Source organism: Synechococcus sp. BA-124 BA4 (assembly GCF_034931165.1).
This window is the reverse complement of sequence record NZ_JAYGIA010000005.1, coordinates 15571-35803: the sequence shown is the minus strand read 5'-3', so window position 1 is coordinate 35803 and position 20233 is coordinate 15571. Positions and strand designations below refer to the sequence as shown.

At 63.4% G+C, this 20233-nt stretch carries 24 protein-coding genes and 1 pseudogene; 13 read left to right on the top strand and 12 right to left on the bottom strand.

Annotated features, from left to right (window positions below; all coding sequences use genetic code 11):
- Positions 1 to 101, bottom strand: a 101-nt coding sequence (locus VB734_RS14620) for an NAD(P)-binding protein (protein WP_416238030.1), incomplete at its 3' end; no start/stop codon positions are given.
- 12 nt (positions 102 to 113) lie between these two features.
- Positions 114 to 698, bottom strand: coding sequence for a photosystem II reaction center PsbP (gene psbP, locus VB734_RS01115; RefSeq protein ID WP_197165122.1), 585 nt, complete (start codon positions 696 to 698; stop codon positions 114 to 116).
- A 124-nt stretch (positions 699 to 822) separates the two neighbouring features.
- Here psbP and recR point away from each other — a divergent pair, with 124 nt between their 5' ends.
- Both recR and lipA read left to right on the top strand, forming a co-directional pair.
- The gene (gene recR, locus VB734_RS01110; protein ID WP_231595023.1) at positions 823 to 1392 is read left to right on the top strand and encodes a recombination mediator RecR; all 570 of its coding nucleotides are present in this window, start codon (positions 823 to 825) and stop codon (positions 1390 to 1392) included.
- A gap of 17 nt (positions 1393 to 1409) precedes the next feature.
- On the top strand, positions 1410 to 2312 hold the full coding sequence (gene lipA / locus VB734_RS01105; protein ID WP_197167000.1) for a lipoyl synthase: 903 nt from the start codon (positions 1410 to 1412) through the stop codon (positions 2310 to 2312).
- Between the two features lie 34 nt (positions 2313 to 2346).
- On the opposite strand, the gene VB734_RS01100 is transcribed toward lipA, so the two are convergent.
- The gene (locus VB734_RS01100) at positions 2347 to 2610 is read right to left on the bottom strand and encodes a hypothetical protein (RefSeq protein ID WP_197165124.1); all 264 of its coding nucleotides are present in this window, start codon (positions 2608 to 2610) and stop codon (positions 2347 to 2349) included.
- Between the two features lie 109 nt (positions 2611 to 2719).
- On the opposite strand from VB734_RS01100, the gene VB734_RS01095 reads away from it, so the two are divergent.
- The 3 genes from VB734_RS01095 (at position 2720) to VB734_RS01085 (ending at position 5868) form a co-directional block, all read left to right on the top strand.
- A complete protein-coding gene (locus VB734_RS01095) occupies positions 2720 to 4165 on the top strand; it encodes an adenylate/guanylate cyclase domain-containing protein (protein ID WP_322781402.1) in 1446 nt (481 codons plus the stop codon).
- Between the two features lie 250 nt (positions 4166 to 4415).
- Entirely contained in the window at positions 4416 to 5351 is a 936-nt protein-coding gene (locus VB734_RS01090; protein WP_197165126.1) for a phycobilisome rod-core linker polypeptide, read from the top strand.
- Between the two features lie 193 nt (positions 5352 to 5544).
- Positions 5545 to 5868: a hypothetical protein gene (locus VB734_RS01085; protein ID WP_322781401.1), complete on the top strand. Its 324-nt coding sequence runs from the start codon at positions 5545 to 5547 to the stop codon at positions 5866 to 5868.
- Here the strand turns inward: VB734_RS01085 and VB734_RS01080 are convergent.
- Positions 5826 to 7022: a fatty acid desaturase gene (locus VB734_RS01080; RefSeq protein WP_322781400.1), complete on the bottom strand. Its 1197-nt coding sequence runs from the start codon at positions 7020 to 7022 to the stop codon at positions 5826 to 5828. The two genes, VB734_RS01085 and VB734_RS01080, sit on opposite strands and share 43 nt — an antisense overlap.
- A 129-nt stretch (positions 7023 to 7151) precedes the next feature.
- Between VB734_RS01080 and VB734_RS01075 the strand changes: the two genes are divergently transcribed.
- On the top strand, positions 7152 to 7373 hold the full coding sequence (locus VB734_RS01075; protein WP_197165130.1) for a hypothetical protein: 222 nt from the start codon (positions 7152 to 7154) through the stop codon (positions 7371 to 7373).
- A 21-nt stretch (positions 7374 to 7394) separates the two neighbouring features.
- Here the strand turns inward: VB734_RS01075 and VB734_RS01070 are convergent, their stop codons facing one another.
- Positions 7395 to 8045 carry an HAD family hydrolase gene (locus VB734_RS01070; protein WP_197165132.1) on the bottom strand — a complete coding sequence of 217 codons (651 nt, stop codon included), beginning with the start codon at positions 8043 to 8045 and terminating at the stop codon, positions 7395 to 7397.
- A 47-nt stretch (positions 8046 to 8092) separates the two neighbouring features.
- Here VB734_RS01070 and acs point away from each other — a divergent pair, with 47 nt between their 5' ends.
- Positions 8093 to 10060, top strand: coding sequence for an acetate--CoA ligase (gene acs / locus VB734_RS01065; protein ID WP_322781399.1), 1968 nt, complete (start codon positions 8093 to 8095; stop codon positions 10058 to 10060).
- 81 nt (positions 10061 to 10141) lie between these two features.
- Here acs and VB734_RS01060 read toward each other — a convergent pair whose 3' ends face one another.
- The 3 genes and pseudogenes from VB734_RS01060 to VB734_RS14615 all read right to left on the bottom strand — a co-directional run.
- Positions 10142 to 10414, bottom strand: a complete 273-nt coding sequence (locus VB734_RS01060) for a hypothetical protein (RefSeq protein WP_322781398.1) — start codon at positions 10412 to 10414, stop codon at positions 10142 to 10144.
- A gap of 121 nt (positions 10415 to 10535) precedes the next feature.
- On the bottom strand, positions 10536 to 11027 hold the full coding sequence (locus VB734_RS01055; protein WP_322781397.1) for a hypothetical protein: 492 nt from the start codon (positions 11025 to 11027) through the stop codon (positions 10536 to 10538).
- Between the two features lie 341 nt (positions 11028 to 11368).
- Positions 11369 to 11979: pseudogene (locus tag VB734_RS14615) on the bottom strand (IS5 family transposase); the annotation flags it as partial.
- A gap of 11 nt (positions 11980 to 11990) precedes the next feature.
- Between VB734_RS14615 and VB734_RS01045 the strand changes: the two are divergent.
- Positions 11991 to 12212, top strand: coding sequence for a hypothetical protein (locus VB734_RS01045; protein WP_322781396.1), 222 nt, complete (start codon positions 11991 to 11993; stop codon positions 12210 to 12212).
- 80 nt (positions 12213 to 12292) lie between these two features.
- Here the strand turns inward: VB734_RS01045 and VB734_RS01040 are convergent, their stop codons facing one another.
- Complete coding sequence (locus tag VB734_RS01040) at positions 12293 to 13816, bottom strand: IS1182 family transposase (protein WP_322781395.1); 1524 nt, start codon at positions 13814 to 13816, stop codon at positions 12293 to 12295.
- A gap of 572 nt (positions 13817 to 14388) precedes the next feature.
- Here VB734_RS01040 and VB734_RS01035 point away from each other — a divergent pair.
- From VB734_RS01035 to VB734_RS01025, 3 genes are all read left to right on the top strand, one after another.
- Complete coding sequence (locus VB734_RS01035; protein WP_322781394.1) at positions 14389 to 15150, top strand: DUF4352 domain-containing protein; 762 nt, start codon at positions 14389 to 14391, stop codon at positions 15148 to 15150.
- 442 nt (positions 15151 to 15592) lie between these two features.
- Positions 15593 to 16138: a transposase family protein gene (locus tag VB734_RS01030; protein ID WP_323242865.1), complete on the top strand. Its 546-nt coding sequence runs from the start codon at positions 15593 to 15595 to the stop codon at positions 16136 to 16138.
- Between the two features lie 279 nt (positions 16139 to 16417).
- Entirely contained in the window at positions 16418 to 16759 is a 342-nt protein-coding gene (locus tag VB734_RS01025) for a hypothetical protein (RefSeq protein ID WP_322781392.1), read from the top strand.
- A gap of 173 nt (positions 16760 to 16932) precedes the next feature.
- Here VB734_RS01025 and VB734_RS01020 read toward each other — a convergent pair whose 3' ends face one another.
- From VB734_RS01020 to VB734_RS01010, 3 genes are all read right to left on the bottom strand, one after another.
- The gene (locus tag VB734_RS01020; protein WP_322781391.1) at positions 16933 to 17244 is read right to left on the bottom strand and encodes a hypothetical protein; all 312 of its coding nucleotides are present in this window, start codon (positions 17242 to 17244) and stop codon (positions 16933 to 16935) included.
- A gap of 322 nt (positions 17245 to 17566) precedes the next feature.
- The gene (locus tag VB734_RS01015; protein ID WP_322781390.1) at positions 17567 to 18340 is read right to left on the bottom strand and encodes a DUF1350 family protein; all 774 of its coding nucleotides are present in this window, start codon (positions 18338 to 18340) and stop codon (positions 17567 to 17569) included.
- Positions 18341 to 18345: 5 nt separating this feature from the next.
- A complete protein-coding gene (locus VB734_RS01010; protein WP_416223669.1) occupies positions 18346 to 18843 on the bottom strand; it encodes a peroxiredoxin in 498 nt (165 codons plus the stop codon).
- 112 nt (positions 18844 to 18955) lie between these two features.
- On the opposite strand from VB734_RS01010, the gene VB734_RS01005 reads away from it, so the two are divergent.
- Together VB734_RS01005 and VB734_RS01000 are read left to right on the top strand one after the other, a co-directional pair.
- Positions 18956 to 19867, top strand: a complete 912-nt coding sequence (locus VB734_RS01005) for a 3'-5' exonuclease (protein ID WP_197165147.1) — start codon at positions 18956 to 18958, stop codon at positions 19865 to 19867.
- 108 nt (positions 19868 to 19975) lie between these two features.
- The gene (locus VB734_RS01000) at positions 19976 to 20233 is read left to right on the top strand and encodes a hypothetical protein (RefSeq protein ID WP_197167004.1); all 258 of its coding nucleotides are present in this window, start codon (positions 19976 to 19978) and stop codon (positions 20231 to 20233) included.

Here is a 20233-nt window from a genome sequence, read left to right as displayed (position 1 = left end):
GAGCAGCCCTGGCCCGGATCCACCAGCTCCACGGCTGCGCCCCGCTCGGCCAGGGCCAGGGCCACCAGGGAGCCGGCCAGGCCGGCTCCGATGACCAGCACATCAGCCAAACCTCAGATCTGCAGGGTGAATGAGGTGATCACCTGGCGGAACAGGTCCTTCACCTTCGGCCAGCGCAATTCATTGGTGCTCGCCGCCAGGGTGTAGAGGCGACCGCGGTCGACCACCACGGTGGCCAGCTCGTGGCGGTCGCGATCAGCGAGGTGCACCGCGTACTCCAGGTCGTAGAAGGTGTGGCCGCCGTCTTCCCGCTCGCGCGCCTCCACCAGTTCCGCCTCACGGCCGCTGCCCTGGGGGGCGATCACGATGCGGCCCAGCTTCTCGCCCACCGCCACGGCACTGCCCAGAGACTCCAGTTCGTTGGTGGCGTTCACCTCCGAGATCACCAGGCTGAGGGTCTCGTCACTGTTGATCAGATCGTGGAAGACCACCTGGGGGCCATTGCTGACCGCCACCCGGGTCCAGCCGGTGGGATAGAGAAAGGCATAGCGCCCGTCCGGGCTCTGAAAGGAATTCAGGCCGGCCGCCGCCGCGCTGCAACCGCTCAGGCCTCCCAGCAGCAACAGGCTGCCCAGCAGCAGACCGAGCAGGCCCCGGCGCGCCGAAAGAAGCCAGGGGAACGAGGGGCGCTGCGCCATGGGGAACCGAGCAAGCGGGAAGGGTGGGAGATCACACCGGCACCATTGTTGCCGGTGGCCTCGCTCCTAGATTGTCGTCACTTGCGGCGGATTCCTGAGCGGCTTCACCAGGCCCCTGGCGCGGCTGATCGATCAGTTCGAGCGCCTGCCTGGGATCGGTCCGCGCACCGCCCAGCGCCTGGCCCTGCACCTGCTGCGTCAGCCCGAAGACCAGGTGCAGGCCTTCGCCGATGCGCTGACCGCTGCCCGCCGCCAGGTGGGTCAGTGCAGCCGCTGCTTCCATCTTTCGGCCGATCCGCTCTGTGACATCTGCCGGAATGACGAGCGCTGCAATGGCCAGCTCTGTGTGGTGGCCGACTCCCGCGACCTCCTGGCCCTGGAGCGCACCCGCGAATACAAGGGGAATTACCACGTGCTAGGCGGACTGATCTCCCCGATGGATGGGATCGGGCCTGAACTGCTGCAGATCCAGCCCCTGGTGAACCGGGTGGACCGCGAGGCGATGACGGAGGTGATCCTCGCCCTGCCGCCGAGCGTGGAAGGGGACACCACCAGCCTCTACCTGGCCCGGCTGCTGCGGCCGTTCTGCCTGGTGAGCCGCATCGCCTATGGGCTGCCGGTGGGCGGTGAGCTGGAGTATGCCGATGACGTCACCCTGGCGCGCGCTCTCGAGGGCCGGCGCCGGATGGAGTGAGCACCATGGTTCGCCCGATCAGTCGATACAGCGCCATCCCCCCCGCCGAACGGTTGCCGGCCTGGCTGCGCCGGCCGATCGGCAGCGCCTCGGCCCTGGAAACGGTGCAGGCCGTGGTCAAGGGGCAGCGGCTGCACACCATCTGCGAGGAGGGACGCTGCCCCAACCGAGGGGAGTGCTATGCCGCCGGCACCGCCACCTTTCTGCTCGGTGGACCGGTGTGCACCCGCAGTTGCGCCTTCTGTCAGGTGGAGAAGGGCCGCCCGACGGAGCCCTTCGATGCCCAGGAAGCGGAGCGGGTGGCGGAGGCGGTGGAGCAGCTGGCCCTGCGCTATGTGGTGCTCACCGCCGTGGCCCGCGACGATCTGGCGGACCACGGCGCCGCGCTGTTCACCGGCACCATGGCCGCCATCCGGCGCCGCAACCCCCTGATCGCCATTGAGGTGCTCACCCCTGACTTCTGGGGGGGTCATGCCCTGCGCAGTGAGGGCGAAGCCGCCCAGCGCCGGCGGCTCGCCACCGTGCTGGCTGCAGGTCCCGCCTGCTTCAACCACAACCTGGAGACCGTGGAACGGCTGCAGGGCGACGTGCGACGGGGAGCCACCTACGAACGCTCACTGGCCTTGCTGGCGGCTGCCCGGGACCTGGCCCCCCAGATCCCGACGAAGTCAGGGTTGATGCTGGGGCTTGGCGAAACTGCGCAGGAAGTGGTGGCCGCCATGAAAGACCTGCGCAGGGCCGACTGCCAGCGTCTCACCCTGGGCCAGTACATGCGCCCTTCCCTCGCCCATCTGCCGGTGGCCCGTTACTGGACACCCGAGGAGTTCGAGGAGCTCGGTGCGATCGCCCGCGGGCTCGGATTCCAGCAGGTGCGCAGCGGCCCCCTGGTGCGCAGCAGCTATCACGCTGCCGGCGATTGAGTTCCTGCGATCCCCGGGTCTTTGGCCTGCTGGACTACCAGGCCACCGAATCGAGCACGGTTGAACAGAGCCGGTAAAGGCGTTCACCACTCACCGACTCCTTCCCCTTGGCCTTGAATCCTGGCAGGACCGTCTGAATCGATTTCGTGACGACACCGGGACTCTCCCCGGAGGCATAGAGCAGGCAACTCCAGTGCAACCTGTGCTCTGCAGAGCGAATCCAGAGCTGGGCTACAGCGGTCAGGGCAATCACAGCCAGGCTGGAGACCGCCGTGATCTGGCATGTCCTGGAAAGCATCGGCCAGCGAAAATCGGGACACCACATTGCCATGGGTGGCCCGACGCCTCTCAGCTGGTTGCGGGTCGCAGGAGGGCAACCATGATGGGTTCAGGTGATCTTGGTGAGGATGAGCCAACTCGCGAGTCCCGTGCGCTCCTGGTGGCGTGAAGTCATCACTGGTGTTGACCTCAAGGGACGGCTCTCACGCCGCATCAGCTTCTGGATCTTTCTCAACTTCATCCTGGTGGAAGCCCTCGTGCTCATCCCCTCTGTCCTGCGGCAGGCCGAACGGCTGGAGCAGCAGATGCGTGCACTGACCAATGCCAAGATTGAGTGGATTGTTGCCAAAGGATTGAACACCACGGCAACGGAACTGCTTGCCGCCATTGAAGAACTGGCCTCACCTTCGATGGTGCACACGATCCGGGGGGCCAGCCTTCTCAAGGATTCAGACGGACTTGTCCTCGGCAGCTTCGGAGAAGCTCCGGCATCCGGAATCAGGACCGACAAAACCACAGGGAACGCGTCCTCCTGGGTGCTATTCACTACACGATATGACGCCGTCTGGAGCCCTCAGGAGCTCGGTGGCGGTGATCTTCGACTCGTGATTCGCCATGACGCCAGTGGATTGCAAGCCGGCCTGATTCGCTATGTGGGAAAGATCCTGCTGATCGTTCTTGGGATTGCATTGTTCCTCACCTTCGCAACCATGTTCATTCTTGATCGGCTGGTGATCTCAAGGGTGCTGGAGCTGCGTCAGCGACTCATCCTTGCAGGCCGCGCATTCCTGGAAGGCAGCTCGATCGATCCGACAACTATTCTGATGCCGGCGAGAGGGAATGACGAACTGAGCGACGTTGAGTCAGCCTTCAATCAGTCATTTTTACGTACATACAGGGAAATGGGTCGCAGAATACAAGCAGAGACCCTGGCCAAAACTGAACAACAAAGGGCCGAGAAACTCCTGCTGAATATTCTGCCCGAACCAATCGCTGACGAGATGAAGAAGGGAAATGATCTGATTGCTCAGATTCACGACGAAGTCAGTGTTCTATTCGCTGATATCGTCGGATTCACGGAGCTTTCGCGATTGCTCCCCTGCCACGATCTTGTCTCGCGCCTCAACGACGTGTTCAGTGCCTTTGACGATCTCAGTGATCGGCATGGCCTCGAAAAGATCAAGACCATCGGCGACAATTACATGGTTGCCAGTGGACTACCCAGGTCGATCCCTCACCACGCTGAAGCCATCGCCGACATGGCCCTGGAGATGCAGGCCATCATCCCGCGTTTCAGCCTGGATGGGGCATCCCCACTGGCCCTGAGGATCGGGATTCACAGCGGGCCCGTGGTTGCCGGCGTGATTGGTCGACGCAAGTTCACGTACGACCTCTGGGGCGAAACGGTGAACATCGCCAGCCGGATGGAATCCAGCGGCCTGCCCGGCAGGATCCAGCTCACGGATGCCACCCGGCACCACCTGGAATCCAGCCATGTCCTGACCCGTCGCGGCCTGACCGCGATCAAGGGCGTGGGAGACATGTCCACCCACTGGCTGTTGCAGCGCCGCTGATCTCAGTCAGGGCTGCTGCTGAGCCCGGCTTCACCCAATCAGGGCATCAAGAAATCTTGCGATGATTGAAGGCTTGTGGAGAAATGCGCGGAAACGCTCACTCAGCCTACAGTGCTGAAGGCAGCAAGAGTGACGAAATCGTAGCAAGCACTTGTTGGCAAGCCATTGGCAGCAAGCACTCGATGATTCGCACGACTAGCGCACCTTGACTTGCCCTCTCTCTTCTCCCTTGTCCCCCGCAACGCATCCCATGGCACTGGTCCAGGCGCCCGCCCTAGGCATCGATCGCTTCGCCAATGATCGCAACAGGGAAAGCTGGTCAAACGGCTCCGAGCAGGACATCAAGGGGATCATCCGGGCCGTCTATCAGCAGGTGCTCGGTCAGCAGTATGTGATGGCCAGCGAGCGGCTCAATGGGGCTGAGTCCCTGTTCCGCAATGGCGCTCTGAACGTGCGCGAACTGGTGCGGACTGTGGCCAAGAGTGGTCTCTATCGCTCCAGATTCTTCGAGAACTGCAATCCCTACCGCTTCATCGAACTGAACCACAAGCATCTGCTGGGAAGGGCACCGCAGAACAAGGCGGAGATGCTGCATCACTTCACGATCCTGCAGGATCAGGGTTATGACGCAGAGATTGATTCCTACATCGACAGCGACGAATATCAGGAGCGCTTCGGTCTTGACACTGTGCCCTACCTGCACGGCTGGGATTACTCCAAGGGCCATGAGGGACGGCAGTTCTCCTGGCTGATGCAACTCGCCCGCGGAGCCGCAGCCTCGGTGAAGGGAGAGTCCAGCGGCACCCAGTTCCGCCTCGGCAAGGCCCTCCATCAGGACAGAGCGGTGCCGGTGCGTGGCGCCGCTGGCCGGGTGGTGATCGTCTCGACCGAAGGACCGTTCAAGGCGCTGGTGAGCACCCAGTCGGGGATTTCCTCCGAGTACTCCCCTGAGGTCCCCATGAGGGCACCGTCCCAGGAGCACCGGGTGGAGGCCCTGAGAGTGTCATCGGGCGAGAGCAGCAGCGGCAGTGGCCGGGTGGTCACCATCTCGGCCACGGGCCTGGCCGACAACAGCTATGTCCGCAGTGGCGCCTATGTGATCCGTGTCCCCTTCAGCCGCATGAATGAGGCCCTGCAACGGGTCAACCGTCTCGGTGGACGGGTCACGAACGTGGTGGTGAGCTGAGCTTTGCCACAGGGTTCCCCAGGCCATCCATCGTCAGAACGAATCTTCAGAAAGATGGAAATCCTGGGGAACCTCCGTGATCTGGTCCGATAGTTTGGTTCTCAAACTTCGGGTTGCTGGAGAGGCGGACTGCCTGCCGGACATGCGGCCTGAGAGAACTTTAATTGTTTGCTGAAAAACCAAGTCCATGGCTATGAGGATCGACCGCGAAACCTTCCTGAAGCGAGCCATGGAACGGTTTGGCCACCACTACAGCTACGAGGAAATTGATTACCGCAGTTATCGCACTCCGGTGAAGATTCGCTGCCTGGATCATCCCGTTCGTCTGATCGTGATCACGCCTGAACGTCACCTGCAGACCACCGGTGGCTGCAAATACTGCCTGCGGCGTTATCGCCAGCAGGCCATGGACGCTTCGGTGACCGTGACCGCTGTCCAGATGACTCAGCAGCCCCGTTCCGCTCAACAGTCAGCTCAGCACGAGGTCTCGGCTGCGGTCACTGGCACCCGGAAATAGAACCCTCCGCCTGAGCCCCCCTGGCTCACCACGGCGCAACGGCTGGCCGTCCGCCACAGCGCCAGATGGATGGGGGTGGGATCGAAGCGCACGAGCTCGGGATAGTGGTGGCGCAGCAGGGCATTGCCACGCCAGGCGTTGTAGTGGGGAATCCTGGGGTTCACGTGATGGCAGACATGGGTGGAACCGATGCCGTGGTGCAGCAGGTTGAGCACGGGTCCGTAGGGCCGATCGACGGTCTGCAGGGCGCCTTTGGCAAAGGTCCACTCGGCTGAGGCGAAATGGGGCACGGTGACGTCGGTGTGCTGCAGCCAGGTGTACCCCACCAGCCAGGCGTTGATCACCAGATAAGGCAACCCATAGACAGCGAGCACCCGGAGCAGGGAGCTGTGAGTCGCAGCCAGGGCCAGGGCCAGCAGCATCAGCACCAGGCCGACATTGGAGCGCAGCATCCAGCGGCGGCTGGAGGCGGGGAACAGGGGCCGGCGGCCGTTGCGGAACGGGGCTCCCTGCCAGAAATGGGAGGTGGGAGCGCCGTGGTCTTCACCACCGCCCACACCGAAAAGGAGATAGAGCGGCCAGCCCAGCAGCAGATGGACGACCAGGGAAAGCAGCCCGAAGGCCAGGGGTCCGAGGCCTGTGGCCAGTCGCTCTAGCATCTGCCCGGCGGCCGAGCCCGCCCGGGCCGGCACATGGGTTTCACCGCCCTCAAGGTGGTTGCAGTTGGCATGGTGCACCGCATGGCTGCGCTGCCAGCTGAAGTAAGGCACCAGCAGCAGGCTGTGCAGCACGAATCCCACGGCGGCCTCCACTCTCCGGTTGGGGTGGAAGGCCTGGTGACCGCACTCATGGGCGATCACCCAGCACCCACCGGCCACGGTGCCGGTGACCAGGGCGTAGAGGAGCCAGAGCGGGGCCGCACCGGGCTGCAGAGGGATCCGGGTGCCCACTCCGTAGGCCAGCACGGACAGACCGAGGGAGAAGGCGAGGCTGCCCCAGGCCCTGGTGGTGTCGATCGTGAGCAGATCAGGCGGCAGACAGGCCAGCAGCTGGGCCTTGGAGGGATAAGCAGGCTCTGAGTGGGAAGTCGCCTCCAGGGAAGGGGCGGGACTCGGGACCGGGAGGCGGGACCGGTGGGGGAGAGGACGGATCAAGGACGCTGACGCATGACGGAAGAGAACGGGCCGGGACCGCCAGAAACCGGCAGACCCTAACCAGATCGGCCTCTCCACCCAGCCAGCCGGGGGCGCTGGAGAATGGCCAGAGTGTTGAGCGGAGCTGCCATGACCGGCAACCTTCAGGCCATCGGCTTCATGGTCAGCTGGGTGCTGGGGTGGGGGATCGGCGGTTCCCTGATCGATGCCGGTCTGATCCAGGCCGGGGTGTACTCGATCGAGACGAACCAGCTGGGCACTCTGGCCACCTTCACGGTCTGGACGCTGCTGTGGGGCGGGCTGGGCTTTCGCCTTTACCAGAGGTTCACAGGTTCAGGTCAGGACGGCTGAACGCCGGCCACCGGGTCACGCTCAGAGCTTCAGGTCGGCGAGCGAACGGAGACAGCGCACCTCCCGGGGGTAATGCTCCCGCCCGAGCCCGTCGGGCAGCAGCACATGCACCACGGCTCCCGCGGCCAGGGCCGCCTGGGCACCGGCCAGGGAATCCTCGAAGGCCCAGCAGGTGCTGGCGGCCACCCCCAGGCGCCGGGCCGCCAGCAGAAAGATGTCAGGGGCAGGCTTGCCTTGCGTCAGCTCGGGATCATCACCGCAGACGATCAGCTCGATCTGCTCCAGCCAGGGATGGGGCGCACACTTGATCCCCACCGAGTCGTGGCTGCTGCTGGTGACCAGGGCCATCGGAATCGCCAGCTCCCGGCAGCGCCGCAGCAGCTCAGGGGCTCCGGGGATCGCCCGCGCGCCGGGCAGGAGCTGCCGGGCGATCGGTTGCTGTACCGCCAGCAGCTGCTCGGTGGTGGGAGGCAGACGGCCCGCCGCCTGGATCCAGGCAATCACGCTGCCGGCATTGTCCAGGCGCCGGCGTCCGCGCAGCTCCAGCAGCTGCTGATCGCTGAGCTCGAGGCCAAACTCCAGGGCCGCCTGACGCCAGGCCCGACCGTGCAGCGGCTCGGTGTCGAGCAGCAGACCATCGAGGTCGAACAGACAGGCCGCGGGGCTGTTCATGGCCGCATCCTCTCAGTCCACAATGACCAGGTGTCGCCCCCGACCCGATGAGCCAGGTCACGATCGAATCGGTGCTGCAGGAAGGCCGGGTCTTCGAGCCGCCGGCGGAGCTGGCAGCCGGGGCCCGGATCGGCAGCATGGCCGCTTACCGGGAGCTGGTGGCGCGTGTCGAGGCCGACCCCGACGCCTTCTGGGGGGAGCAGGCCCGGGATCAGCTGCACTGGTTCGAGCCCTTCCACACGGTGCTCGACTGGAGCAACCCGCCCTTCGCCCGCTGGTTCGAGGGGGGGAGCACCAACGTCTCCTACAACTGCCTCGACCGCCATCTCGACGGCCCCCGCGCCGAGAAGACGGCCCTGATCTGGGAAGGGGAGCCCGGGGACAGCCGCCGTTTCACCTACCGCGACCTGCACGCTGAGGTCTGCAGGGCCGCCAATGCCCTCAAGGCCCTCGGGATCGGCAAGGGCGATCTGGTGGCTCTCTACATGCCGATGGTGCCGGAAGCGGCCATTGCCATGCTCGCCTGCGCCCGCCTCGGGGCCCCCCACTCGGTGGTGTTCGGCGGCTTCTCAGCCGAGGCCCTGCGCGACAGGCTGATCGATGGCGGGGTCAAGGCCGTGATCACCGCCGATGGCGGCTTCCGCAAGGACAAGGCGGTGGCGCTCAAACCCGCGGTGGATCAGGCCCTCGCCGATGGTGCCTGCCCCACGGTGGAGCAGGTGCTGGTGGTGCGCCGCACCGAGCAGCCCACGGCGATGGTGGAGGGCCGCGACCGCTGGTGGCATGAGCTGGTGGAGGCCCAGAGCGCCGACTGCCCGGCGGAGGCGATGGCCAGCGAAGACCGTCTGTTCGTGCTCTACACCTCAGGCTCCACCGGCAAACCCAAGGGGGTCGTGCACACCACCGCCGGCTACAACCTCTGGGCCCACCTCACCTTCCAGTGGATCTTCGACCTCCGCGACGATGACGTGCACTGGTGCACCGCCGACGTGGGCTGGATCACCGGCCACAGCTACATCGTTTATGGACCGCTCTCCAATGGCGCCACCACGGTGATGTACGAAGGGGCTCCGCGGCCGTCGAAACCCGGTGCCTTCTGGGAGGTGATTGAGAAGCACAAGGTGAGCCTGTTTTATACCGCGCCCACGGCAATCCGGGCCTTCATGAAGAGCGGCCGCGAGGTGCCCGATCAGTACGACATGAGCAGCCTGCGCATCCTGGGCACGGTGGGGGAGCCGATCAATCCCGAAGCCTGGATGTGGTACCGGGAGGTCATCGGCCATGACCGCTGCCCGGTGATCGACACCTGGTGGCAGACCGAAACCGGCGGCGTGATGATCAGCCCCCTGCCCGGGGCCACCCCCACCAAACCAGGATCCGCCACCCTGCCGCTGCCCGGCATCGTGGCCGATGTGGTCGACAGCGAAGGTAGAAGCGTGGGGGTCGATGAAGGTGGCTACCTGGCGGTGCGCCGCCCCTGGCCGGGGATGATGCGCACGGTCCATGGCGACCCCGAGCGCTTCCGCAAGAGCTACTGGGAGCACATCAGCGGCGCCGATGGCCGCCCGCTCTACTTCGCAGGCGATGGCGCCCGCCGCGATGCCGACGGCTACTACTGGGTGATGGGCCGCGTCGATGACGTGATCAGCGTGTCGGGCCACCGGCTGGGCTCGATGGAGATCGAATCGGCGCTGGTGAGCCATCCGGCGGTGGCCGAAGCCGCCGTGGTGGGTCGGCCTGACGATCTCAAGGGGGAGGGCATCGTGGCTTTCGTGACCCTTCAGACGGGGCTCAGCGGTGACTCAGCCCTCGGCGCCGAACTGCGCCAACACGTGGGCGCCGAGATCGGTCCGATCGCCAGACCCGATGAGATCCGCTTCAGCGATGCCCTGCCCAAAACCCGCAGCGGCAAGATCATGCGGCGCATCCTGCGGGCCCTGGCGGCCGGCGAGGAAGTGAGCGGTGACACCAGCACCCTCGAAGACCGCTCGGTCCTCGACGCCTTGCGAGTCTAAGTCTGACTGAACCGGCAGGATTCCCCCTCCGTGCCGACGCTGAAGCGGCTTTTTCCGAGCACCGAAGTCAACATAATCTTCCTAGTGGCTCCGCCACGCTCGGCCTCCGGCCTCTGTCAAGGTGGGGCTGGGGGCATTGATGATCGTGGCATCATCGATCGGTAACTCCTTCAAAGGAATCGGCGGACGACCTCCTTTGCTGGAAGGCTTGTCATACACGGGCTTGATCAAGGCCAAAAACGCTTCCCAGGGAACCGTAATCTCGATCTCATCCAAGAAGCGCTGGCAACGCGTCCTCTTTTTGGCGTAGATCTGCTCGTAATCCGTGAAGCCCAGCTGGAGGGGGTCAGCCATCCGTTCCAGTCTCAGTCCTAGATCTGGAGTGATTTTAGCGGGTTTTTCAGTGGTTCCTTAGGCTCGCCGCATGCGCTGACGTATGTCGCTTAGCCGCGCGATGAGTCATATACACGGTGACTCAGTCACTGCCAACTGCAATCCTAACCAGGCGCCCATCCTCGAACATGAAGTCTATTGCCGAATAGGCCATTCGACGCACCTTCACGCCGCCTTCATCGCCCTTGTAGTCGTTCACCGGAGCCCCATATGCAGCGAGAACATCCTCCTCCGTGCTAATCCAGGTGATTCCCTTGTCAGTTCCGCCGTCGAAAGGTTCGAAGCCGGGACTCACCGATTGATTGTTGAAGAAGAAGATCGCATCCACGTGCATGTTGCGTTTTTTGTAGTTGACCTGAATCCCGTGGCTCGAATAGTCATGGAATACCGCATCGTCAAATTCCCTCACGTTGTCTGGCGCGCCCAAGGCGGCCTCAACGTCAGACTGGCTGACCCCGCGACGGACTTGCCCCCAGCCCTCGCCGGCCACGATCTTGGTGCCAGCGGCGCTAGGATCTTCAGCCTCGACGGCAGGTGCGCTGACGGCCGATGGTTCCTCCGTCGTGGCGGCCACGTTGTTCGATGATCTGCATGCTGCTATCGCCAAGAGCGAGCACGCCATGGCAAGAATCAATCCTACGCGCCGCGCAGATGTCACGAGTCCCACTAGGTAGTTTCGGGCTGAGCCTAACGCTGGCTATCACCTGCCCACAGAGAGCTGGGGCAGAAATCTGACCCTGGGGGCAATGATTTTGCGGTGGCGGGTCAGGTGCATGGCCGCTAGGCCGCTAATTGTTCGGCTTGGACTGTTTCAGCGCAGATCAGCCTGGAATCAGCCTGATTTCACCATATTGTGGAACGTTCCCCACTATTGAGGAACGTTTTAGCACCCAATGAGGCACACCACTCTCCCGCTCATGTGCTGCATAGCAACTGATGACGCACCATGAATAGGTTCGCAATGGCTGCCAGCACGTTCACCTTTCAGCGGTTCTTGAGCATGCCCCGCAGCCGGGTCTTCTGAAATCAGAACTGCCGCTTGATCACCCTTCGCGCGGATGTGAGCTTTGGCGGTCTCAAGTAGATCATCCAGTCGTCCCTCCGGAGTATTGGGCAGAGCACGCGGCTTTCCTGGGCGCATGGCAACGCGGAAGCCGATGACCTTGCCTTCCATTTCTAGACGTTTCTCGATCCCCGGTTAGCCGGCATCCGCGTACACCAACCTCCTCCTCTCCTTGCAGCAAGTCTGCTGCTGGGGTGAGGTCATGCACATTGGCGGCCGTAGTTTCCACTTAGTGGATCAGGCCTGTGTCCTTGTCCTTGTCCACGCCAATGTGAGCCTTCATCCCGAAATACCACTGGTTGCCCTTCTTGGGCTGGTGCATCTCCGGATCCCGCTCCCCCTTCTCGTTCTTGGTGGAACTGAGAGACGCGATCAAGGTGGCATCGATGATCATGCCTTGCTTCATGGTTATGCCGTTGGCCTTCAGGTGGGCCTTCACCGTCTCAAAGATCTGCTCGGCGAGGGTTCCGCTATGTGCAGCTCTGGGCAGAAGGCAACCTAAGGGCCGACCTGCTGCTGGCCCGCCCCAGCGGCCTCCCCATTGATGAGCCCTGGTACTTGGTCAGAAACGCAGCACCCGAGCTGGATCTGGTCTGGAGCTACGCCAAGCGCTTCTGTTGCGAACAGCTGTTCCGCGACCAGAAATCCGGCATCTTCCAGCTGGAGAGCAGTGGCCTAGGAGCGTGTCGCACGTAACGCCGAGGGCAGAGCGCCACCATTGAGCGCTGGCGATTTCGGAATGCCCGACCACGGCCGTGGCGACATCAACCAGGCCCTCAGCCTGTTGCCAGTGATGCCCTGAACAGCTTGATGAGGTTGTGGGTGGTGGCCATCAGGGCCCATTCCCCATTCACCATCTCCAGCCCTCGCAACCGGAAACGATCCAGGCGCCTGGCCCCTTTGATCTGACCGAACACGGGCTCCACGATCGTCTTGCGCAGGGCGTAGATCGCCTGCCCGGCCTTGGAGCGCAGTTTTCGGTCCATCCGCCCTCGGGCATCCAGATCCCGGGGCGCAGGACCCCGTGATGGCCTGGGCCTGAGGCCGTGCTGCTGCCGGCTGGTGGAGATATAGGCCTCCAAGCTTCGCTGCTCACAGGCCTCGAGGTTGGTGGTGCTGCAATAGCCGGCGTCGGCGATCAAGGCCTCAGGAAGCTGGCCGGTATTGGCCTCGATGCGCTCCAGCATTGGCACGAAGTGCACCGCGTCGCTGGGCTGGTTGCTCACGCCAATGGCGACGATCACCTGATGGTCGCCATCGACCGCCGCCTGGGCGTTGTAACCCTGGATCCAGCCCTCACCGCCTTTGAGGATGTGGCTGTCAGGGTCCGTGAAGTTGCGCTGCGCCTGGGGTTTGGGCTTGCCAGTCGCATCGGTGGGGAGCTGGCGACTCGGCATTGCCAGAGAATCACGCACTGCCGTGATCAGCGGTGATTCCAGTTCTGCAGCCAGAGCTGTTTCGATCGCCAGCGTCTGGGCGTCATCCGCCCGCTTGCGAGCACTACGGGCCCGGCGTGCAGCCCGCTTGCTGCGCTGCTCATCACCACTGTCGTCGGCCTCTGCTGCCTCCTGCTCAGCCGCCTCGGCCTGCTCGTCCCGTTGACGAGCCCTGCCAGCAGCAGCCTCAGCCTCCAGCTCTGCTTTGGCCTTCCGGATCCATTCGAGCCGGCTGGAACGGCGCTGCAGTTCCTCGGGCAGCTCATCGCCCCGCTTGCCCTTGCCGTACTGGCCGTCCTCCTGGGCGTCGATGATCTCGGCCTTGCGCAGCAGCGCCCGCATCTCGCCCTCCAGCTGCTTCTCGGACTTCAGCATCCGTTCGTGGCTCATGGCCTTGTGTCTGCTGGCATTGGCTCTCACCTTGGTGCCATCCAGCGCCACATGGCCCAGGCTCACCAGCCCTGCCTTCTGACACAACCTCAGCACCTGGACGAACAGTCCAGCCAGGGCGGCCAGGTGACGGCGACGGAAGTCGCTGATCCGGCTGTGGTCCGGTTGCTGGTTGCCGGTGAGCACCCGGAAGGCGGCGTCTTCCCAGCAGGCCTTCTCAATCCTGCGGGAACTGGGCAGCCCGACGCAGTAGGCGTACAGGAGCAGCACCACCATCATCCGAGGCTCGTAGGCCTTCTCCCCCCGCGGATCCCTCTGGCGGTAGACGGCATGAATTGCCTCGAGATCCAGCTCAGCGGCCAGATCCAGCAGGAAAAACACCAGGTGGTTCTCCGGCAGCCACTCCACCGGTGAGGGTGGCAGCAGCAGGGTCTGCTCGGGGTTCCAGGGGCGGAAGGACTTGGGCTTGACCATGCCCCATTCTCGCCTCCAGATCCATTGCAGTCACTGGGTTCTGGGCGGATTCCAGGGCGGCTGTGGAAAGGACGGGCGTGGATCTATGCGCGACACGCTCCTAGGAGATCCTAAGCGGATTGATCGGCTGCTCCTGGTGGTGGCGATCGCTGTGTTGGTGAGCAGCCTCCAGGGCTATGCGGTCAGCCTGGATGGCCTCCGCCATCAGGTGGATCCCCACTGGCGTCGCGGCATGAGCTTTGTGCGGATCGGCCTGAAATGGATGCAGCAATGCGTGGCCAAAGCTGGCAGGGCCTTGCTGGCCTGGATGCCAATCCCGCTGCGAAAAGCTGGAGCCATGCATCCCCAGTCGCGGTGTCAAACGGCGTCAGATGCACCCCTGGTTCACGCGAATTGAGGTGCCACCACGACCCCGCCAGACCGAGTAGACGGGTGTCGCATGACCGTCTCGCTTGAGATGTGTCGGTCAGTCAGTGAGGCGACTTGCCGGGGCTGCACTGGTACAAAGCAAAAACTCCATTGCTTTTTAGAGGCCAGACGGCGTAATGTGGAGCCCTGCCGAGCTGAATTGAATGACTGTACCTCCTGCCAGCACAGCTGAAGCCAGCAAAAAGCCTCTTTCCGAGAAACCTCTAGGCTATGTAATTGCTGTTGCAGGTGGATTGCTAGGGGGACCGATAGGGCTCTTTACATCGCCTTTCGTCCTTTTTGGGCTCACAAAGCTCATGAAGGCAAATGAGGGAAAACAGCCGAATCGCTTTCTGGCCTGGGCATTAGTCGGCATAATAGGAGCACCACTTTCAATCGCCCCAATCAATTTAATCAATGGATCCCCTAGCGGTCCAACCACTCAATCGGGCTCAACGAATTCGGAAAGTAGTTCTACAAGCGGTTCAAACACTCAGCCCACAGAATCAGTGACTCCTCTCGGAACCGAACAACAGATTCGATCCGACAGATCCTTAATAGTCACGGGAAGCGAAGTGCTTCAGTCTATATCGTCGGAAAACCAATTCATAGACCCAGTCGAATCCAAAGGTGGAAAGCTTGTAGCCGTCTTCGTAACAATCAAAAATACAGGTAAAGAATCAGGCAATATGTTCTGGTCGCAATTCAAACTCAAAGACAGCCAAGACAGGAGCTACGACGCAATTGAGGACTTTACAGAGATTATGGCAATAGATGCATGGGCCAAGGACCAGGGGCTTGCGGATAAAGGCGATCAGTTATTTCCTGGTGCAGTCGCCCAAACAGTGGCAGTTTTTCGAGTTGCACCTGATGCTAATGGCTTAAGTCTGGTCATGAATAATAACCAGAACTTTGCAATAAAATGAGTTAGATAATTACAGATAAAGCTAGAAGCCGAGGCTAGCGAAACATCATTGGCTATCAGTCGACGAACTAATCAACGATAACACCATCAAGATGGTACTTCTTATGTCCGAGCGCCTTAGCTCACGGACCAGACGTTCCTTTAGCAGGCCGGTCGGCTGCTGTTGAGTCGGAGGAAATCTGTGTGGTGGGCAGTACCAGCATGGGCGGGCCTACTGGGCCAAAGCGATGACGCGTCAGACGCTCAAACTGCCTCTCAAGAAGCGATCAGACCAGCATCACTAGAAGCATGGGCCGGTTGTTGAAGCTCCCGCACCGACAGGGCTTCTGAGCGGCTTTGGGCCGAAGCTTCAACGAGTCGGCAGGGCTGATTCAAAGTGTGCCACAGGTGCTCTGGCCTGAGCTGCCAGCATGGGGTTTGGTCGGTGGTATCGCCTCCTCCCTGTGCCCGAAACCGCCTCTGCCGCAACTGATCTTGATCTGATCAGTTACCTGCAGGCGATACCGGATGCCCGCATGCGGCGTGGAGTCCGCATTCCGGCCTGGTATCTGCTGCTGGTGGCGGTGCTCGGGATCCTGAGCGGTTGCCGGAGCCTGCGGGATCTGGAGCGGTTTGCTCGCCGTCACCACGGCGCGCTCACCAAGTCGCTTGGCCTTGAACTGCTCCGGCCGACCTCGGATTCGGCGTTCCGCTACTTCTTCCTGCAGGTGGATGTCGCGGGCTTGTGCGCGGCGATCCGTGACTGGTCAATCGCTCAGATCCCAGGTGGTGCAACGGATCTCGACCAACTGATTTGTGATGGCAAGACGCTGCGTGGCTCAATCGAGCCCACTGCCGGTGGTGGTTCAGCATTCATCGCCCAGGTGACGGTGTACTCGGCCGCCTTGGGAGTGGCGATCAGCCAGGCCTGCTACGCCACCGGTGAGAACCACGAGCGGGCGGTGCTCAAGCAGCTGCTGGGCGAGCTCGACCTGGAGGGGGGGTGCTGATCCAGGCGGATTCCCTGCACACGCAGCGCCCGTTATTCAACAGCTCCAGGAGCAGGGGGCCGACTTCCTCCTGACGGTGTAGCCGAGGCTTCTCCGAAGGAGTGGGCCAACAAGAAGACGCAGCACCATCAGATCCCTAGCCAATTCCAGGGGAGACGCCACATCCCTGTTGAGGCAGGAGTTTTCGAGGAGGGTCATGGTGGTGCTATCACCTGGACGCACCGCGCCAAGCAGGCACCGGAGCACATCCATGAGGCCTGGAGCGGCACCAGCTAGATCGTGGAAGTGATCGCCGTCGGCATTAGCGACGGCGATCACTTCCGGCAGACCCATTCCTTCCTTGCCAGCTTGCGCACCACCCCAGAAGCCCTGCTGCAACTGGTGCGCGACCGCTGGAGCATTGAGAGCTCGCACTGGATCCGTAACACCCAGCTCGATGAGGACGCCCATCGCTACCTGGGCAACGACGCTGGAGCAATGGCGACGCTACGGACGGCAATCCTTAACCTGCTCCGACTGGCTGGGTTTCAGTCGATCCGAGCCGGCATGCAGGCCGTAACTCACGGCATCACGGCGCTACTGGCGATGGCGCAGCAACAGCCGGAGCCAAGCCCTTGCTGAAACTTTAAATCAGACCTGAAGGAGTCGGTTCTTCACCCCCAGCCGCGTTGCCGCCAAGCCACGGCGCTCGCAGAGCCAATTGTGCAGTCACTACCATCGGTTCACCCGCTCCACAGAAGCTACAGGCGGCCACCTGGAGGAGCTCGAAAAGACTGTGAGCAGAGGAGCGTCTTTCAGATGTGGCGATCCCAGTACGCCTCCATCTTCCTTGCGCCGTTTGCTGTGAGCCAGTTCCCTCTGTCAACGTTCGAAAGATCTCTGGCTTCAATCTTCAGGTTATTCTTGGGCTCCCCTGTGGATTCCGAAAGCCGCTCTAATAGGATTCGTTCAACTTCGTAGTAATCGGCTACCTGCTGACACAGTAGGCGGATCTCTGCTGCCGCTCGTGTCCATGTCTTTTCTTGGCGCCTGAGCACATATGTAGTGGCTGCACCAGCGATTGCACTGATTATCGCGACCGCTCCACCTGCAAGGATATCGTTCATATCGCCGCTTAGTTGCTCTGAATGAGGAGCATCAGTTTCGCTTCAGATAAGTGAATCGTAATGCATCTGCATTGAATCGTCACCAGTGGGGAGCGCATTGTCGCCAAGGCATATTGGTACCAATTCGCTTTGGCGAGGCTCGGCTCCGGCTGCCATCATTTTTCAGGAAGCCCGAAGAACCATCAGTAGTCGCCACACTTGGATCGACCGCTGTTATCAAATGCACGTGTCCAGCCTGAGATGTTTGCATTGAGCATAATCTAGCCGTCCTGATTGAGTATCTGATCGCAGCAAGAGTGTGCGCGATGCAAGGCGGCGGCAATTAAAAGGTAGGAACCTTTGCGTTACGCGCATCGCGGCTTCCGGGTTCGCCCAGGCGCCACCAACCGTCGATCGCGGCGGCCAGTCGATCGATCTGGCGCTGGCGCTGGGGGTCATCCGCCCAGCTGCCCAGCAGGTTCTGGCGCAGGCCGGCGCTGGCGGGGGTGAGGTGGTCGCCACCCAGCTGCAGCAGGGAGCTGTCGTCACCGGAGCGTTGCTGCAGCACCGCCAGCAGGGGGGGGCTCTGGTCGAGGGCATCGCTGCCGAAGCGGATCAGCAGGTTGCGGGGGACGCCGTAGAGCTGGCCCACCAGGCGCAGGGTTTCCTGTGGTGAGGGGCTGAATTCCGTGCGCACCCCCAGCCGGGGCGCCAGGTCGGCCAGCAGGGGGATCGAGCGATCGGCGGAGAAGTTGTTGAAGCTCATGGCTGCCAGGGCGCTGCTGCCCCGGCCCCCATCCGGGGCCAGCAGATGCAGCTTGCAGCCGAGGCTGTGGCCCAGGCGCAGCACCGGCAGCGCCGAGGCGCCGGCTCCTGGGCCCTGCCGCGCCCCTCGAAAGGCGCGCCAGGCCTCGGTGGCCTGGGCCTGATGGTCGAACCCCGGCACATAACTCCAGGCCCGCAGGCTGAGCCCACGCCGGCACAGGGCCTCCAGCAGCCTGCGGTAGCTGATCTGGGGGGTGGCGGCCAGCACACTGCCACCGATGAACTCGATCACACCCGATGACTCGGGCGGATCCAGACACCAGAGAGTCCCCTGCTGACGCCAGCGACTCACGGCGCTCAGGCCTGGGGAGCCAGCCGCTGCAGGGCGGCCATGGCCTCACGGGCATGGGCCGGCCCATCCAGCAGGTTGCTGAACACGTGGCGCACCACGCCCTCGCCATCGATCACATAGGTGACACGGCCCGGCAGCAGGTTGAGCAGGGCGCCGGGCACGCCGAAGGCCTGGCGCAGGCTGTTGCCCTGGTCCACCAGCAGCGGATAAGGAAGCTGGTGCCGTTGGGAGAAGCGCCCGTGGCTGGCACCGTCATCGCCGCTCACGCCCCAGACCTCAGCGCCGAGGGCCTGCAGTTCGGCGTGACTGTCGCGGAAGGCGCAGGCCTCCATCGTGCAGCCGGGGGTGTCGTCTTTGGGATAGAAGAACAGCACCAGCGGACGCCCTTCGAGCTGATCGCTGCGGCGCTCGGTGCCGTTCTGATCCTTCAGGACGATCAGGGGAGCCCTGTCACCGACCTGGATGGCCTTGCCCACGGGTGTCTCGAACACAGTGGAAGTCACCCTAGGCAGCGTGGCAGCGGCAGCGGACCAGGCTGACGGGCCGCCCCCACCGCCCCCATCCGCGCCCCGCAGCTGGGATCATGGACGGCAACCACGCTGGGGGGAGCCGGCCATGGCAGCACCGTCGGGATCCCCTCAGCCCCTGGATCCAGCAGGCCAGCAGGCCAGCCGCTGGCAGCAGACCAGCCTGCTCAGCCTTGTGCCCGAGGCGGCTGAACCGGGGCCGGCCGAACCGATCCGGGCTGAGCCGGCGGCCGCCTCCCCCACCGCTGCCGTGCAGACGCCGCCGGCCAGGGCCACCGGCTCTGGGCCGATCTGTCCTCAGCAGTTGCTGATCCTCGACACCGAGACCACCGGCCTGGACCCGGAGCACGACCACTGCATCGAAGTGGGAGCGGTGCTGTTTCATGTGTCCAGCCGCGCCGTGCTCAGCCAGCTGTCGCTGCTGCTGCCTTGCCAGAGCAACGCGGCCGAGGGCATCAACGGCATTGATGCCGCCGTGAGTCGGCTGGATCAGCCCTGGCAGGCAGGGTTGCTCTATTTCCAGGAGCTGGTGGCCAGCGCCGATGTGATCGTGGCCCACAACGCCGCCTTCGACCGCGCCTGGTTCGGCCGGGGGCCCCTGCCGGCGATCGACAAGCCCTGGCTGTGCAGCATGGATGACCTGCGCTGGCCGAGCGAGCGCCGCCTGAAGGCCAGCCCTTCGGTGCGGGATCTGGCCCTCGCCTATGGCATCCCGGTCTGGGCCGCCCACAGGGCCCTCACCGACTGCATCTATCTGGCCCAGGTCTTCGAGCGCTGCGACGCCCTGGAATCCCTGTTGCTGGCTGGCCTGGAGCCACGGCGGCTCTACCGGGCCGAGCTGCCCTACGACCAGCGCCATCGGGCACGGGAGGCGGGATTCCGCTGGAACGAACCCGTGGCCAGGGCCTGGAGCCGGCGCCTGAGCGAGCGGGAGGCCCGGGAGCTCGATTTCCCCGTCAGTCCGGTGGAGCCGGATGCCGCCGGGCGGCACGCCGCCTGAAGCCAGCAGCCCGATTGCTTCCGATCACGACTCCATCCATGCCAAGGGCTGTCAAGTGCAGCGAGCGAGCGCAAGCTGTGGGCATCAGAACGAGTCGTGAGGGCAGCCATGGCGATGGAGCAGCGGGCGGGACCGGCCCCGCTGGAGAGACGCCGCCAGCAGCAGCAGTTGCGGCGCTGGCAGAAGGCGCGGACCTGGGCCCGTCTGATCCGTGAAGCGGAGGCCCTCTGGAGGGTGAACGTGCGTGATCTCCGCCGTCTGGGGGCCCTGGAGCTCGACCAGCTGCTGCAGGAAGTGCCGCCCTCGATCCGGCCTCGGGTGAACCGCTGGCTGGCGGGGTACGGAGCGCTCACCAGGCTGGCCTGA